13 protein-coding genes are annotated in these 15,790 nt (G+C 49.5%); 9 read left to right on the top strand and 4 right to left on the bottom strand.

Going from position 1 to position 15,790, the window contains the following annotated elements:
• Together BIZ37_RS14510 and BIZ37_RS14505 are read right to left on the bottom strand one after the other, a co-directional pair.
• Positions 1 to 509, bottom strand: a 509-nt coding sequence (locus BIZ37_RS14510) for an acyltransferase family protein (protein ID WP_187462104.1), incomplete at its 3' end; no start/stop codon positions are given.
• Between the two features lie 438 nt (positions 510 to 947).
• A complete protein-coding gene (locus BIZ37_RS14505; protein WP_255526769.1) occupies positions 948 to 1,832 on the bottom strand; it encodes a DUF72 domain-containing protein in 885 nt (294 codons plus the stop codon).
• A gap of 416 nt (positions 1,833 to 2,248) precedes the next feature.
• Between BIZ37_RS14505 and aspS the strand changes: the two genes are divergently transcribed.
• From aspS to ruvB, 6 genes are all read left to right on the top strand, one after another.
• Positions 2,249 to 4,033: an aspartate--tRNA ligase gene (aspS, locus tag BIZ37_RS14500; protein WP_107298569.1), complete on the top strand. Its 1,785-nt coding sequence runs from the start codon at positions 2,249 to 2,251 to the stop codon at positions 4,031 to 4,033.
• A gap of 162 nt (positions 4,034 to 4,195) precedes the next feature.
• Positions 4,196 to 4,939, top strand: a complete 744-nt coding sequence (locus BIZ37_RS14495) for a YebC/PmpR family DNA-binding transcriptional regulator (RefSeq protein WP_107298570.1) — start codon at positions 4,196 to 4,198, stop codon at positions 4,937 to 4,939.
• A gap of 12 nt (positions 4,940 to 4,951) precedes the next feature.
• A complete protein-coding gene (gene ruvC, locus BIZ37_RS14490; protein WP_039458823.1) occupies positions 4,952 to 5,473 on the top strand; it encodes a crossover junction endodeoxyribonuclease RuvC in 522 nt (173 codons plus the stop codon).
• Positions 5,474 to 5,688: 215 nt separating this feature from the next.
• Positions 5,689 to 7,152, top strand: coding sequence for a methyl-accepting chemotaxis protein (locus BIZ37_RS14485; protein ID WP_187462103.1), 1,464 nt, complete (start codon positions 5,689 to 5,691; stop codon positions 7,150 to 7,152).
• Positions 7,153 to 7,256: 104 nt separating this feature from the next.
• Positions 7,257 to 7,880, top strand: coding sequence for a Holliday junction branch migration protein RuvA (gene ruvA / locus BIZ37_RS14480; protein WP_187462102.1), 624 nt, complete (start codon positions 7,257 to 7,259; stop codon positions 7,878 to 7,880).
• A gap of 38 nt (positions 7,881 to 7,918) precedes the next feature.
• Entirely contained in the window at positions 7,919 to 8,935 is a 1,017-nt protein-coding gene (gene ruvB, locus BIZ37_RS14475) for a Holliday junction branch migration DNA helicase RuvB (RefSeq protein ID WP_187462101.1), read from the top strand.
• Between the two features lie 101 nt (positions 8,936 to 9,036).
• On the opposite strand, the gene BIZ37_RS14470 is transcribed toward ruvB, so the two are convergent.
• Positions 9,037 to 9,933 carry an ROK family protein gene (locus BIZ37_RS14470; RefSeq protein WP_187462100.1) on the bottom strand — a complete coding sequence of 299 codons (897 nt, stop codon included), beginning with the start codon at positions 9,931 to 9,933 and terminating at the stop codon, positions 9,037 to 9,039.
• 18 nt (positions 9,934 to 9,951) lie between these two features.
• Positions 9,952 to 10,986, bottom strand: coding sequence for a hypothetical protein (locus tag BIZ37_RS14465; RefSeq protein ID WP_187462099.1), 1,035 nt, complete (start codon positions 10,984 to 10,986; stop codon positions 9,952 to 9,954).
• Positions 10,987 to 11,536: 550 nt separating this feature from the next.
• Here BIZ37_RS14465 and BIZ37_RS14460 point away from each other — a divergent pair.
• From BIZ37_RS14460 to BIZ37_RS14450, 3 genes are read left to right on the top strand one after another with little or no spacing between them, the layout of a single operon-like run.
• Complete coding sequence (locus BIZ37_RS14460) at positions 11,537 to 12,241, top strand: N-acetylmannosamine-6-phosphate 2-epimerase (protein ID WP_255526768.1); 705 nt, start codon at positions 11,537 to 11,539, stop codon at positions 12,239 to 12,241.
• On the top strand, positions 12,241 to 13,176 hold the full coding sequence (locus BIZ37_RS14455) for an ROK family protein (protein WP_187462098.1): 936 nt from the start codon (positions 12,241 to 12,243) through the stop codon (positions 13,174 to 13,176). Before BIZ37_RS14460 ends, BIZ37_RS14455 begins: the two co-directional genes overlap by 1 nt.
• A 39-nt stretch (positions 13,177 to 13,215) precedes the next feature.
• Positions 13,216 to 15,750 (top strand): glycoside hydrolase family 38 C-terminal domain-containing protein, encoded by a 2,535-nt coding sequence (locus BIZ37_RS14450; RefSeq protein ID WP_187462097.1) that lies wholly within the window; start codon positions 13,216 to 13,218, stop codon positions 15,748 to 15,750.
• Positions 15,751 to 15,790 lie beyond the last annotated feature (40 nt).

Here is a 15,790-nt window from a genome sequence, read left to right as displayed (position 1 = left end):
GAGTACATTAGTACTTCCCAAGGTAAACTCCATAATGAGCCATTAACTGCAACAGGGTATGGTAAATCTTGGAATACCCCGGGCAGAGAAAACTGAATGATGCGATCAAACAAAAACATGTTGTTGATCAAAAAAGATTTAGTCTCTGGATGAAAAAGGTATTCTACTAAACCAAGATTAGTGGACAAAGGACCAACGATAAGAATACAAAACAGTATCGAAGCCAATAGTGCTGGGAAAATTCTGAAAACACGTGAAATAGTGAAAACTTTAATACTATTTCGATCTATTAGACTTTTTGTAACTAAAATGCCACTTAAAAGAAAGAAGATATCGACAGCCAAACCAGAGATGACTGTTCCGAAGAAACTCGAAATGGGATCGCCTTTTGTTACACTCCCCTCAGCTAGGATAAAGCTATGAGAAAAAATGACGGCTAAAGCAGCTAATGCCCTGATTAAGTTAAAGTTATTATCTTTACTTTGAAGGTTGAATTCCAAGGTGTTCACTAATTTCTCCGAGGTGTTTTCGTGCTTTTTAGCGCCTTCGTTGAAGGCAACTGTATGATATTTTCTTAATCGTTATCTTGAAACGCGTACTTTAACTCAAATTAGCCACTAATTTCCATTGAAACTTCGTTAGTCTAGCTAATTCCCAGAGTTCTGAACTCTCAAATGAGTGAAAGTATTTAAATTTATGTTTTATAGGCTTTTTTATTAGCGCTAGGCTAGTTTCAACTAAATATTTTTGCTCAGTATTTCGTCATAGCTCCATTGAATAGTTCTACTTGTCCATTTTTCATGCGGTAATTCAGAAAGATGCTGCGTCAGAGAAACAACGAAGACAGTGAACATCACATCTGTCGAATATCCTCGGATCATCTTACTATCTACCAGTTATCATGTGGTTAGCTTAAGGGTTAGATTATTTAAAGCACCACAGCCCCATTACAATAAATCTATCTGCGGATCAGGCTCAGCCTTGGGTAACTCGACATCGGGTAGGTTTGCATCTGCCGCTTTTTGCTGCAGTAAGCGGTATAGCCGTGTTGCCAGTTCTGGCGCATGGTTGTTGTCCGGGGTATGGATGAACAGGTAAGGCTGCTTGCCGTCACGTAACCATTGGGGCAGGCGGACTAGCCAATTGGCAAAGAAAGCGTCGTTGCTGGCGTCATCGGGGTGGCCGATAAAGCGGATCATCGGTGAGTCTGCGGTGGCAATAGCATGCACCGGAACCTTAGGTTTTTTCTGGTGGGCGTCTATTACCGCTTCGGTAGTTGGCGGGGCGGCAAATACCGGGCGGCTATCCATGATAATGCGGTTGGCCCCTCGCTCGACCAGCAAGCGGTTGAGCTGTCTCTCTTCCTCCCCCTTGGCAAAGAATGCCGAGTGGCGTACTTCGACGCCCACAGGGTAGTTGGTTGGAAGTCTCTGCAAGAACTTTTCTAGAGCAGGTAGTGCGGTTGGGCCGAATTGGGCCGGAAGCTGGATTTTCCACAGGCCAACTTTACCCTCGAGCGGGGCCATGGTGGTAAAGAAATCGGCCAGCAACTGATCACAGTGCACCAACTGGTTTTGGTGGGTAATGGCTTGCGGCAGTTTAAAGGTGAAACGGAAGTTGTCTCCCGTCGCTTCATGCCATTTCTTAACTGTCGGGATCCCCGGCGTAGCATAGAAGGTCGTGTTGCCCTCGACCGTATGGAAAACCTCGGCATATCGAGCAAGCCTGTCACTCGCTTTACAGCCGCTACCATATAAACTTTGCTGCCACTGGTTATGGGACCACATGGCAAGGCCGAGGCGAACAGGGAGGTTAGCGTGAGTTGTGGACATGGCGAGGCTTCCAAACAGGGTTTACCCGTCATTGTGCTTAGGCTTTTAGTGCTAGGTCAATCTTTTAAGTCATTGATCTTGGATTTTTCCTTGATCTTATTGGGTACTTTTCCCTAAAGTGGTATTTCGCTTTATTTCCCCTGCATGTTCAAAATACAAAGTACTAGGCCAGAGGTTGGCTGCCAGCTCAATGGTTCGCTGTTGGGTCGGATTGCCAATTAATTCTCGTGGATCATGTATGTTGACGGCGCTTGGGTATATAATGCCTCGTTATTTTTGTCTCTCGGCCTGACTGAGCGCGATAGTTGCGCGATGTTTAACCAAATTGGCCGGGAAGGATTCAGTATGTGTGTGGTCGGCTGCTTCGGGCAGTGCCATACGCACAGGAAAGTTAGTAAACAGATCGGGAATTTCATATGCGCACCCAATATTGTGGTCACCTGAACAAGTCCCTAGCAGGGCAAACAGTAGAGTTATGCGGCTGGGTTAACCGTCGCCGTGATTTAGGCGGTCTTATCTTCATTGATATGCGAGATCGTGAAGGTATTGTTCAGGTTGTTGTTGATCCGGATATGAAAGATGTATTCGAGATCGCTAACCAACTGCGCAACGAATTCTGTATTCGCCTAACTGGTGAAGTACGTGTACGTCCAGAAAGCCAAGTAAACAAAGACATGGCAACGGGTGAAGTTGAAATCCTGGCGACTGGCCTGGAAATCATCAACCGCTCAGACGTGCTACCGCTAGACTTCAACCAGAAGAACACTGAAGAGCAGCGCCTTAAGTACCGTTACCTAGACCTACGTCGTCCTGAAATGAGCGACCGCATCAAGCTACGTGCGAAAGCATCGAGCTTTGTTCGCCGTTTCCTAGACAGCAACGACTTCCTAGATATCGAAACACCAGTTCTGACTAAAGCGACACCAGAAGGTGCACGTGACTACTTGGTACCTAGCCGTGTTCACAAAGGTAGCTTCTACGCTCTGCCTCAGTCACCACAGCTATTCAAGCAGCTGCTGATGATGTCTGGCTTCGATCGCTACTACCAGATCGTTAAGTGTTTCCGTGACGAAGACCTACGTGCTGACCGTCAGCCAGAATTCACCCAGATCGATATCGAAACCTCATTCATGTCTGCCGAGCAGGTACGTGGCGTGACTGAGCGTATGATCACTGAAATGTGGCAAGAGCTACTAAACGTAGACCTTGGCACTTTCCCTATCATGCCTTTCGAAGAAGCAATGCGCCGTTACGGCTCTGACAAGCCGGACCTACGTAACCCGCTTGAGCTTGTAGACGTAGCTGACATCTTGAAAGATGTTGACTTCAAAGTGTTCTCAGGCCCTGCAAACGACGAAAAAGGCCGTGTTGCAGTTATCCGCGTACCGGGTGGCGCTAAGCTAACACGTAAGCAAATCGACGAGTACACCAAGTTCGTTGGCATCTACGGTGCGAAAGGCTTGGCATGGATGAAGGTGAATGACCGCGAAGCTGGCTTTGAAGGTGTTCAGTCTCCAGTGGCTAAGTTCCTGAACGAAGAAGTGGTTGCACAGCTGCTTGACCGTACTCAGGCTGAGTCTGGCGATATCATCCTGTTCGGTGCAGACAAGAAGCGCATTGTTGAAGAAGCAATGGGCGCACTTCGTCTGAAGCTAGGTACTGATCTTGAGCTGACAGATACTAATGCTTGGGCACCGCTATGGGTTGTAGACTTCCCAATGTTCGAGGAAGACGACGAAGGTAACCTTCACGCGATGCACCACCCGTTCACATCTCCTCTTGGCGTGAGCCCGGAAGAGCTGAAAGCGAACCCAGCTGCAACTAACTCTAACGCTTACGACATGGTTATCAACGGCTACGAAGTTGGTGGTGGTTCTGTACGTATCCACAACGCTGAAATGCAGTCTGCAGTATTCGATCTTCTAGGTATTGATGCCGAAGAACAGCAGCTGAAGTTCGGCTTCCTATTGGATGCACTGAAGTTCGGTACACCACCACACGCTGGTCTGGCATTCGGCCTTGACCGTTTGGTGATGCTACTTTGCGGTACGGAAAACATCCGTGACGTGATTGCTTTCCCGAAAACAACGGCAGCTGCGTGTCTTCTGACAGACGCACCGAGCCTGGCTAACCCGGCCGCGCTTGAAGAGTTGGCGATTGCGGTCAACTTGGCGAAAGAAGAAAGCGCCGAGCAAGAGTAAGCAACAACCTTGAATAAGACTGGCCGAAAGGCCAGTCTTTGTTTTAGGGCTAAATTTACCCAACCTTTAATCTCAAGCCGAACCTGGCACTTAATTAAAAAATATTAGGTTGGTTATTCGTGGAACATTCGCCATTTGGCGAGCAAGAAATTGGAGTGTGATATGGCAGGTCATAGTAAATGGGCCAACATCCGACACCGTAAAGCGGCACAGGATGCCAAGCGCGGTAAGATCTTCACCAAGCTGATCCGTGAGATCGTCGTGGCTGCAAAAGAAGGCGGTGGCGACATCGACAATAACCCTCGCCTGCGCGCAGCAATTGATAAAGCACTATCAAACAACATGACCCGTGATACGGTCAACCGTGCTGTCAGCCGTGGTGCTGGTGGTGAAGGCGACGACAACATGGAAACCGTGATCTACGAAGGTTACGGGCCGGGTGGTACGGCGGTAATGGTTGAGTGTATGACTGACAACCGTAACCGCACGGTATCAGGCGTTCGCCATGCGTTCTCTAAAGCCGGTGGTAATTTGGGTACCGATGGCAGCGTGAACTACCTGTTCGACAAGAAAGGTGTAATTTCCTACGCAGCAGGCCTTGATGAAGACGCAGTGATGGAAGCGGCTCTGGAAGGCGGCGCGGATGATGTCGAAACCAATGACGACGGCTCTATCGATGTATACACTGCGCCAGCAGATTTCGGCCCGGTAAAAGATGCGTTGGACGCCGCTGGCTTTGAAGCCCAGAATGCTGAGGTGACTTTGGTTCCGTCTACCAAGGCAGAGTTGGATGCCGACACGGCACCTAAGCTACTGCGCTTGATTGATGCATTGGAAGATCAGGACGATGTCCAGGAAGTGTATCACAACGGTGATATTTCCGATGAGGTTGCGGCTCAGCTGTAACGTCTCAAGAGTATGTCTATTATTTTGGGGATAGACCCCGGCTCAAGGATCACCGGTTATGGGGTGATCCGTCAAGTTGGGCGACATCTTGAATACCTTGGCAGCGGATGTATCCGCACCTCTGTCGAGGATATCCCAGGCCGCCTCAAGCAAATCTATGCCGGGGTGAGTGAGGTGATTACTCAGTTCCAGCCCGATGTATTTGCTATCGAAGAAGTGTTCATGGGCAAGAATGCCAGCTCGGCACTGAAACTGGGCCAGGCCCGCGGTAGTGCGATTGTCGCGGCGGTGAATGCCGATCTTCCGGTCAGCGAGTACGCAGCCCGTTTAATCAAGCAGGCTGTGGTAGGTACCGGTGGAGCAGACAAGGCACAGGTACAGCACATGGTTTGTTCGGTACTTAAGCTTCCGGGTAAACCACAAGCGGATGCAGCCGATGCTTTGGCCGTGGCGATTTGTCATGCCCATACCCATAAAACACTGGTCGCTATGGCAGGTCAGGCCCGTGGCGCTCGTCGGGGACGTTATCGATAACTGCCTTTAATACAAAGTCTTATATTTCATAGTAAGATGCTTGCATAATGAGTGTTTGATCAAAAAAGCAGCCTTTGGCTGCTTTTTTGTTTTGTTGCGATATTGTTTCTTGGCATATATTGGTCGGAGGTCATATGACCAAGTGATGGTGATCGCTGCAGATCAACGCTAAAGAGCGAACAATAATAATTCAGACAGAATAAGGAACGGATTCCATGACGCCATTGGCTATTTGGCGTGCACTATTTATGCCTGCAAACGCAAGTTGGCAGGGCGATGGTGCTCGCTACGTCGATACTTTTTTGTTTTTTACCCTCACCTCTTTCTTTGTCGGCATATATAGCCTGTTCAAGTGGTATAGCCATGACCATAGTGCATTGGTGATGACTTCAGTTTTGCTGGTAATGCTTGAGTGCCTGGCCGGAATCACCTTTCGACTGAGCAAACAAGCAGAAGCGGCGTTGAATGTCGGATTTCTTGGCATGGTGATCCATGCGGTCAATATTATTTACCAAACCGGTGGCATCGTAGAATCGACCCAAGCTTTCTGGCTACCGTTATTGATTGTGGCGTTTTATTTATCGGCAAGGCTGTATATGGCTACCGCATGGTCATTGCTGGTTGTCATGGTATCCGGTTGGATGGTCAACAGTCACTTAGCCGGTCAGGTGTTTCCTAATGTTGAGCTTAATCCCTCGGCATTGGCGGTAGAAACCTGGTCTGGCTTTTTGCTACCCCTAGTTGTGATAGTGATGGCACAGGCATGGGCATCGCGCCAACGGCAGCAGGCTATTTCGCATGCTGAGTCTGCTCACCAGTCTAGTGAAGCAATTGCCGAGCAGGCTAAGCAGGGAGCGAGCCAGTTGGCTGAAGTGCTCGATAAGGCGAGTGGCAATGCTGCATCACTGAGTGATGTCTCTGCCGTGATTGAGCAGCAGTCGACCGAGTTGCACCAGCAGGTAGGGACTCTCAACTTAAACTGTGAATCACAGGCCAGTGCTGCCGAGCAGATGAGCGAGCAGGTTAAGCACCTTACCCAAGGTATGGAGGCCTCCGATCAGTTTGTGACCGAGTTGAAACAGCGCAGCGATATTATTTACCGTCAGGCGGAAACCAGTTCTGAATCTCTTCAGGCTTCCAAGGAAGCAATCGCCCGTATCTTGAGCAGTAATGATGAAATCATGTCGGTCGCCGATGTGATCACCTCGGTCGCAGAGCAAACTAATTTACTGGCACTTAATGCCGCGATAGAGGCCGCAAGAGCCGGCGAGCAGGGAAGGGGGTTTGCGGTTGTCGCCGATCAAGTTCGTGAACTGTCAGCCAAGAGCAATAGCTCTGCGGTGGATATCCGCGCTTTGCTTGAACGCAGCCGCCGTGAAGTATCACAAGGGCAGGCGGTTATCGAAAGCAGCACCACTGAGCTAACGGGGATCATCGAGCAAGTGAGCAGTATTTCTGGCGATGTGAGCCAATTGGCAGAAAATATTAGCCAGCAGGTCGAAGCGCTGAGGGAGTTGACGTCAGCCAGCCAGGCCGTGGCCAGCAGCGTAGTGGAAACCAATCAGGTATCTGATGCGGTAGCCTCGCAAGGAGCCTTGCTAGCAGAGCAGGTTGAGCGACTCAATGCACTGGCCGAAAGCCTGAATCAGGTCGTGGGACTGCGCCAGCGTATGGCGTGATGTTTGGCTTGGGGTAATCATCAGGCAGAAAAAAGAGCTGGATATACATCCAGCTCTTTACTATCCTAGAGCCAATTTTGTGGATTGAGAAAAGAGATCTTACTGTGATTGGCCGACTACGTGGAATCATCCTTGAAAAACAACCACCTGAAGTATTGCTTGAGGTGAACGGCATTGGCTATGAAGTCCAGATGCCGATGAGCTGCTTTTACGAGTTGCCAGAAGTTGGCCGTGAAGCGGTTATCTCTACTCACTTTGTGGTGCGTGAAGATGCGCAGTTGCTTTATGGTTTCAACAAGAAGAGTGAACGCGACCTGTTCCGCGAGGTGATTAAAGCTAACGGTGTAGGCCCTAAGCTTGGCCTTGCTATCCTATCGGCAATGACAGCTAGCCAGTTTGTCCTAAGCGTCGAGAATGAAGATGTGACAACCTTGGTGAAGATCCCTGGTGTTGGTAAGAAAACCGCCGAGCGCCTGGTGGTTGAAATGAAGGACCGCCTCAAAGGTTGGGGGGAGGGCGATCTGTTTACGCCAGCGCTGGATACCGCCGCATCGAATGCACCGGTACAAGATACAGCCTCCCAAGCCCGCGCCGAAGATGAAGCGGTCAGTGCCCTTGTTGCTCTTGGCTATAAACCACAGCAAGCATCGAAAGTGGTGGCTCAGGTTGCCCAGCCGGAAATGACTAGCGAAGCCATTATCCGTGACGCACTGCGTTCAATGGTTTAACTGCTGTTTTTATTGATTGTGAATGTAGGTAAGGCTTGATGATAGAAGCAGACAGACTGGTCGCCAGTGATTATCCGACAACGCGCGAAGAGGACATTATCGATCGCGCGATCCGCCCGAAATTGCTCGAAGACTACAAGGGGCAGGACCATGTCCGTGATCAGATGGAAATTTTCATCAAAGCAGCCAAATTGCGTGATGAAGCCCTGGATCATTTGTTGATTTTCGGCCCGCCAGGATTGGGTAAAACCACGCTTGCGAATATCGTCGCCAATGAAATGGGCGTGAGTATCCGCACGACTTCAGGCCCGGTGCTGGAAAAGGCCGGTGATTTGGCAGCGCTGCTGACCAACCTGGAAGAAAACGATGTGCTGTTCATCGATGAGATCCACCGACTCAGCCCACAGGTTGAAGAAGTGCTGTATCCGGCGATGGAAGACTACCAGTTGGATATCATGATTGGTGAAGGGCCGGCTGCCCGCTCTATCAAAATTGACCTGCCGCCATTTACCCTGATTGGTGCCACCACCCGTGCTGGTTCGTTGACCTCCCCGCTGCGCGACCGTTTCGGTATTACCCAGCGCCTTGAATATTACAAGGTGGAAGATCTCAAAGGTATCGTTCAGCGCAGTGCAAGTTGCCTCGATTTATCGATGGAAGAAGCCGGTGCGCTTGAAGTCGCGATGCGTGCCCGTGGCACACCGCGTATTGCCAACCGCTTGCTGCGCCGCGTGCGTGACTTTGCTGAGGTCAAAGGCAATGGTCATATCTGCCCGGATGTTGCCGCCAAGGCACTGGATATGCTCGATGTCGATAGCAGCGGTTTTGACTATATGGACCGTAAATTGCTGATGGCAATTATCGACAAGTTCATGGGCGGGCCGGTTGGTTTGGACAACCTTGCCGCGGCTATTGGTGAAGAGCGAGATACTATCGAAGATGTGCTAGAGCCGTATCTTATCCAGCAGGGCTTCCTGCAGCGTACGCCGCGAGGCCGTATTGCCACCCACCGTGCTTATCTGCATTTTGGGTTTGATGTGCCTGAATCAAAATAAGAAAAGGTTGCCTATGGGCAACCTTTTTTATTGGGGTGATAGCTGCCTAAACCAAGATCCGGGCAGCCACCACAGGGGGACAGTTTATGCAGGAAGCTAATTTATACAGGAAGCAATGCAGCACCCAGTACACCACTATCATCGCCAAGTTTTGCTTGGCGGATAGGGGTATTGCACACACCACCGAAGACATATTGGCCGAGCCGTGACGGCAGGTCATCATATAGGCTTTGTTGATTCGACATGCCCCCACCTAGCACAATAACGGCAGGGTCAAAGAAATTAATCACCTGGGCCAAAGCCCGAGCCAACTGATCGAGATAAAGCTCATAGTGTGCTTGGGCTGACTGGTCATGGCTAGCTCGCTCCATAATGTCTTTACTGTTAAGCGCAGTCTGGTGTTTTTGGTTATACCCTTTGGCAAAACCGGTTCCAGAGAGAAAGCTTTCGTTACAGACATTTCGACCGCAGTAACAGGGTTCGGGCGTGCCATCTGTAACCGGGTGGTAATCAGCTAAAGGGTTGTGGCCCCATTCACCGGCTACATTATTTGGCCCTTTGACAAGGTGCTTGTTATAAACAACACCGCCGCCACAACCTGTACCTAATATGGCACCAAAGCAGCTATGGAAGTCTTGCCCTGCACCGTTAATTGCCTCGCTAAGCGCAAAGCAGTCGGCATCATTGGCCAGCCATACTGGCTGCCCCAACTCCCGGCTCAAATCCTCTTTTAAGGCATTGCCATTGAGGATCAGAATATTGGAGTTCTTTATCTTGTCGCTATTCGGGCAGATAGCTCCCGGTAAGCCGATACCTATGCTAAATCGCTCTGGGATCTGGTTGGCTGCACAGCCCACGATCTGTTTTATTTGAGCGATGAACGCAATATAGCTCTGCTTTTCAGTTTCATAGCGCTGGTAGTAGACCTGAACACCTGCCGGAGAATATACAGCGGCGGCAATTTTGGTTCCACCAATATCAAGGCCAAGACGGTACATAGATTTCCTGCTGTTAAGTTAGTAGCCCAAAGGGACGTTAATGGTGAGTTTACCGATGGTTTCCATTCGGCTGTATTCGCCGCCAACCCAAGGGCTGTCATTGTAGTGGTAATCCCACATATCTTGGCCAACCAAGCCTGTTACTGTTATACCATTATCGAAAGTTTTACGGTAACTGGCTTCAATACGGGTGTAGAATTCGACGAATTTATCCCTTAGCACTTCGCTCGAATCATCCATACCGAGATAGAACTCGAGTTTGTTGTGCCACGTCAGCTTGAAGTTTTCGTGCTGGATAATATCAAACCACATTTCGTTCTCTGAACCATAATGGTACTTAATGCCATCTTTTGCCATGGTATCCAAGTAGTTACGGAAGCTCACGATAGAGCTTAGGCGGTCGTTCCATTTCGAGACAAGGAAGAAATTCATCACCTGCTGACGGTGTCCTCGGACGTTACCAGTATTGCCGTCTTCATGGAATTTACTCGCACCACCTAACACAATGTATTCGGTTAACAGTGGGCGGAAGTTCAAGGTGTGGCTGCCATTATCCCAAGGCGTGATACCGTTGGGAAAAGAGGTCAGGAAGTCAAACTGCAGGTAGTAGTCATTGGAACTCCAGTTGAAGTCATTGTTTGTATTTTTGAAGTTCCAGTCCCCTTCCCATGCAAAGGCTGGGCGGAAAGTCCACTCGCGACCCCAGAAATTCAAGCCACGGAAATGGTAACGCAGATGGGCCTCATGGTCCCAGTGGTAACCATTTTTGACCATCCCACGGCCATCATCAAAATCGGTGAAGTAATCAATACGGCGAAGGTCAAGCCACAGGTCTACATTTTCTGTTAGCTGAAGCATACCCTGCAACAGCTTCTTGTTGACTTCTACTTCATCACGGGAATATGGGTTGGGCGCATTATCGTAGTCATAACGGAAATGCCGATACTCGGTTTCATTCTGGATCCAGCCTCCATTATTGGCTATGGCGATGCTAGGTAAGAGGCTCAGTGCTACTGCTGCTGACAGAAGCGTGTTCTTTGTAGTAATTGTCATTATGGTCTCGCTAGATGTTCATTTGTCGCAGCGATTATTCAGCAAAAATTCAAGATTCATTCAGTGAATGGTGAATAAATCCTCAATAAGTGATCCTTATCGAAAGCCGGCTGCGATATCTCCCTCCCTGTGTGATGCCCATCACCTTCGTGTTTTTGTGAACTTGATCGTGCCCGGTGATGACTGGTTATTTTTAATGTTTTAAATCATATGATTACAGCTTTTTTCTGATTTATTCCTATCCTCTAACACGAATATTTTGACTTATTGAATGGCTTTGAAAACAGCCTGAACAATGTCGTGTGATCTTGATCGCTGCACTCATCACAAAACTACCCCCACTACGTGATATTGATCACCTGAATGAAAAAAAAGCCCGCGCAAATCTCGGGCTATGAAAATTTTTATTATTCTGCATTCGCTCCACCAACAAGGGGAAATATCCCTGAAATTTCGCTGTCGGCTAAGTGATTGATAAGAAAGAAAAGCTTCTTTTAGTTTGTTCTGCTAGCCGTTCTTTAGCAAAAAAGAGCAAAGTAAAAGAATATTTATGCAGAGGTTGATTATGTTACAGGCACTAAAAGGCCAATTGATTGCTTCGGTTCAGGCGCTGCCAGATGAACCATTACATGGCTCTGAGACCATGGTAAAAATGGCCGGCGCGGTATTGGATGGTGGGGCAAAAGCACTCCGTGTCCAATCAGTTGATGATATCCGTGCAGTAAAATCTGCCTTCCCTGAAATCCCTGTCATTGGCCTGATTAAACAAGATTACAGTGACTCGGAAATCTTCATTACGCCAACAAAGAAAGAAGTGATAGCTATCATAGAAGCGGGCGCAGAAATGGTTGCCTTGGATATGACAGGGCGTGCCCGACCAGCTAACGAACAAGTTGAAGAATTGGTCGAGCTTATCCATTCCGCAGGCCGCCAGGTGATGGCAGATATCGCTACTTACGAACAAGGCATCGTTGCTGAGGCGCTTGGCGCTGATTGTGTTTCCACCACTTTGTCAGGTTATACCCCGGAGACTCAACATCGCGGTGATACTCCCGATTTTTCTTTGATTCGCCGCTTAAGCCAGTCGCTATCCGTTCCCGTTATTGCCGAAGGCCGCATCTGGAGCCCAGCACAGTTGGGCCAGGTGTTGGCAGCCGGTGCATACACGGCGGTTGTTGGTTCAGCAATTACCCGTCCTCAGTTGATTGCCAAACGCTTCAGCGATGCCATGGCAAGCTACTCGGAGGATGTGTAATGAGTGAACTTGCTCTCGGGTTGGATTTGGGGGGAACCAAAATCCGGGCTGGGTTGATTGACCAAAAGGGTCAGTTGGTCATTGCCAATACCTATCCAACCGATATCTCCAACGGTCGTGAAGGTATTATGAATAGCATTATCAGTGCTATTGCACCACTGCTCACCCGCGCTCGCCGAGAAGGCAAGTTGTTGATGGGAATTGGTATTTCTGCTGCTGGTGTGATCAATGTGCGCTCCGGTACGGTTATCGACGCTACCGACAGCCTGCCGCAATGGCGTGGAACAAGGCTAGGTTATTTGCTCGAGGAAGAATTCGGCCTGCATGTTTGTACCGATAACGATGTCAACTGCGCGCTGCTCGGCGAGCAGTGGCTTGGTGGGGCAAAAGATTACCGAGACGTGGTGATGCTAACTCTGGGGACTGGGCTTGGTGGCGCGATGTCGAGTGGCGGTGAATTGGTTCATGGTGCTGGATTCCTGGCAGGCCACTGGGGCAGGATGGAAGTACCACACCCTTACCGCCCGCAACATTGGGTAACCCTCGAATCTTTGCTATCAGGCACAGGTTTACGTGAAACCTTGCTATTCCAATTGCCAGCACAGGAACATGATAACTACCCAGACGGTATAAGCATCATCCAAGCCTATGCTAACCGTGATCCCAAGGTGATCGTGGCTGTCGAAGACTTCTTCAAGTTGCTTGCAAAAACCATCGCCAACATTCGTTGGACCGTTGATCCTGAATTGGTACTGCTAGGCGGCGGGATGATCAACTCCCGTGATTATTGGTGGGACTTATTGGCCCGCCACCTCAAGGAATGCAGCGTGATGACCCCGATAAGGCCGGCAATCCTCGGTAATGATGCCGGTATGTACGGTGCAGCCCGTATGGTTTTCAACCACTTCGAATCAATCAAACATCAACAAGATTAAGACTTAACGGGCAGCTAAATGTGGCCTGGGATATAAATCATGACTAAGAAAATTTGTTCAGTTGTTTTTCATACGCATTGGGATAGGGAGTGGTACTTCCCGTTTGAAACATTTCGTGCTCGTTTGATCAGGGTAATGGAGCGGGTGGCATCAGCCCTTGAGAATCATGAACTTGATAGCTTTTTATTTGATGGCCAAGTGGTAGCGGCAGAAGATCTGCTGGCCACTTGTGAGCCTGAGTTGGCCGAGCGCCTGCATACCTTGATGCAACAAGGCCGCTTGGTATTGGGTCCATGGTATGTGATGGCGGATGAGTTTCTTTGCAGTGGTGAGAGCCTGATCCGAAACCTTGAGGTTGGCCGTAAACTGGCGCTGTCACTGGGTAACTACCAGAAGGTTGGTTACCTGCCAGATACTTTTGGCCACATTGGTCAGATGCCTCAGCTACTGCAAGGCTTCGATATAAATAATGCCGTGATGTGGCGTGGTATCGATCAGCAATCATCCGAGTTGTGCTGGCAGGCTGAAGATGGCAGTGAAGTATTCATGCTGTTTTTGACCGAAGGCTACTACCAGCACCCGTTGAACATCGACAACTTTGTTGAAGGCATCAACGTGTATCTCGATAAAATTACCGAGCGCGCTAGCGGTGACAAGTTGCTCCTGACTCAAGGTGGGGACCACCTGCGTCCTTCTGAGGGCAACATGGCTGAACGTATCGCACTGTTCAGCGCCCAGTCCGACCACTATCAGCTCAAGCAGAGCAACCTGACTGAATACATCAATGAACTACAGCAAGGGTTAGCGCTGGAGCAATTACCTGCTATGCAGGGTGAGCTGCGCGGTAATGAAAAAGCATTTGTACTGCCGGATGTACTGTCTACCCGCCGTTACCTCAAGCAACAGAACCAACAGGGTGAAGACCGCCTGACTGCACAAGTTGAGCCGTTGCTGGCAATGGCTCCGATCGAACATTACCCAAATAGATATTTGGAAGAAAGTTGGAAAATGCTGCTGGTACAGCATGCCCATGATTCTATTTGTGGCTGCTCTGTCGATGAAGTCCACCGAGAAATGGAGTCTAGGACTGAGAAACTGGCCCAACGTTGTGATGCCATGGAATCGATGGCTTTACTATCTCTCGGTTGTATCAGCGATGAAAAGAATGGTGAAGGTAACGTGGACCCGTTTGCCGATGATGCCCGCTTCACTTTGTTTAACCCAAGCCCTAAACGGTATAAAGGTTGGATCACCGAAAAGATCTTCCTTCAAGGCGAGTTACGTAAACACTTGGTGCTCACGCAACAGGGAGGCGATGAGTTTGAGCCTGTGGTGATTAAGGCTGAGCCAGGCTTCCGTTTCACCTCACCGATCGATGATTTCCCGGATCGGATTGAGGGCCACTGGTATGAGCTTGGCTTTATTTCTGAAGTTGAGGGGTTGTCCCATTGCGAGTTTACCGTGACTGAACGCCAGGCTGTGCAAATCGCCGAACAGGCATGCCGCCGCTCTATCGAAAATGATATCTACCGTATTGAACTGCAGGATGATGCCACGTTGGCTATCACCGACAAACGAAGCGGTAAGGTACTCAACGGGGTTGGCCGTATTGAAAGCAGTATGGATACGGGGGATAGCTACAACTTTGCGCCTCCTATGCAGGATAACTTTAGCCAGGCCAAGTTGAGCGGCAACCTGCAAACGCGCTTGCACCCATTATTCAGTGAACTGTGCTTTGATATTGAGTTGATGCAGCCTGCTGCGCTATCAGAGCACCGGCGCCATGCGGTAGAAACTGAGGTACTTAGTCATGGCCAGATGCAAGTGCGCCTGTTCAAGGGAAGCGAGCACATTGAGTGCCGCTTGGTGTGGCATAACAACGCCCGAGATCATCGCCTGTCATTGCATATCCCTACCGGCGAAAAACTTGATGTCACCCATGCCGATAGTGCGTTTGAAGTGGTTAACCGTGAAGTGGTTTATCAAGATAACAACCCAGTACAGGCGAATAGAGAGGCCAAGGTTTCAGTTAACCCGAGCCAGAGCTTTGTCCATGCTGGTGGGGTTCAGTACATCCATCAGGGAACACCAGAATACCGTGTGGTTGCAGATGACTGCGACGAACTGGCTATTACCCTGCTACGCAGTGTGGGCTGGTTGTCACGCCGTGATTTCTCAACCCGTGGCAATGGTGCAGGGCCAGACCTGCCCACCCCAGAAGCGCAGTGCCTTGGCCAGCATGAGTATCGCTTTAGCTTGGTGATGGCAGAGTTTGAACCGGCAGCGTCTTGCAACCGTGCTGCATGGTTCAGGCACAAGCCGATGTTGCTTCAAGGCCATAGCGAAAAATGGTTGGACAATGTGGTGCTCAGCAATGAGGCATTGCAGGTCTCTGCGGTCAGGCGCCTTGGGGATGAGCTTGAGCTGAGGGTATGGAACCCAACTTCAGACATCCAGCCATTTAGTCTAAATAAGGCTTACCGGGTGGTTGCCCTTGATGGCCGACACTTAGCGACGGTCTCAGAAATCAAACCAAAACAAATTCTTACAGTGCGTATCGCACACTTCCAATAATTTGAACGTTATGGGGCAGGCATGCCCCATCTACTCTGTA

Source organism: Photobacterium sp. BZF1 (genome assembly GCF_014349205.1).
In the GTDB taxonomy this organism is placed as follows: Bacteria; Pseudomonadota; Gammaproteobacteria; order Enterobacterales; family Vibrionaceae; genus Photobacterium.
The sequence above is the reverse complement of the archived record's forward strand: the minus strand, read 5'-3'. Positions and strand labels throughout refer to the sequence as shown.

Coding starts and splice junctions, on each gene's coding strand:
- BIZ37_RS14450 (WP_187462097.1), top strand. CDS start 13,216: ATGACTAAGAAAATTTGTTCAGTTGTTTTTCATACGCATTGGGATAGG.
- BIZ37_RS14455 (WP_187462098.1), top strand. CDS start 12,241: ATGAGTGAACTTGCTCTCGGGTTGGATTTGGGGGGAACCAAAATCCGG.
- BIZ37_RS14470 (WP_187462100.1), bottom strand. CDS start 9,933: ATGTACCGTCTTGGCCTTGATATTGGTGGAACCAAAATTGCCGCCGCT.
- BIZ37_RS14485 (WP_187462103.1), top strand. CDS start 5,689: ATGACGCCATTGGCTATTTGGCGTGCACTATTTATGCCTGCAAACGCA.
- BIZ37_RS14505 (WP_255526769.1), bottom strand. CDS start 1,832: ATGTCCACAACTCACGCTAACCTCCCTGTTCGCCTCGGCCTTGCCATG.
- aspS (WP_107298569.1), top strand. CDS start 2,249: ATGCGCACCCAATATTGTGGTCACCTGAACAAGTCCCTAGCAGGGCAA.
- ruvC (WP_039458823.1), top strand. CDS start 4,952: ATGTCTATTATTTTGGGGATAGACCCCGGCTCAAGGATCACCGGTTAT.
- BIZ37_RS14465 (WP_187462099.1), bottom strand. CDS start 10,986: ATGACAATTACTACAAAGAACACGCTTCTGTCAGCAGCAGTAGCACTG.
- BIZ37_RS14495 (WP_107298570.1), top strand. CDS start 4,196: ATGGCAGGTCATAGTAAATGGGCCAACATCCGACACCGTAAAGCGGCA.
- BIZ37_RS14460 (WP_255526768.1), top strand. CDS start 11,537: ATGCAGAGGTTGATTATGTTACAGGCACTAAAAGGCCAATTGATTGCT.
- ruvB (WP_187462101.1), top strand. CDS start 7,919: ATGATAGAAGCAGACAGACTGGTCGCCAGTGATTATCCGACAACGCGC.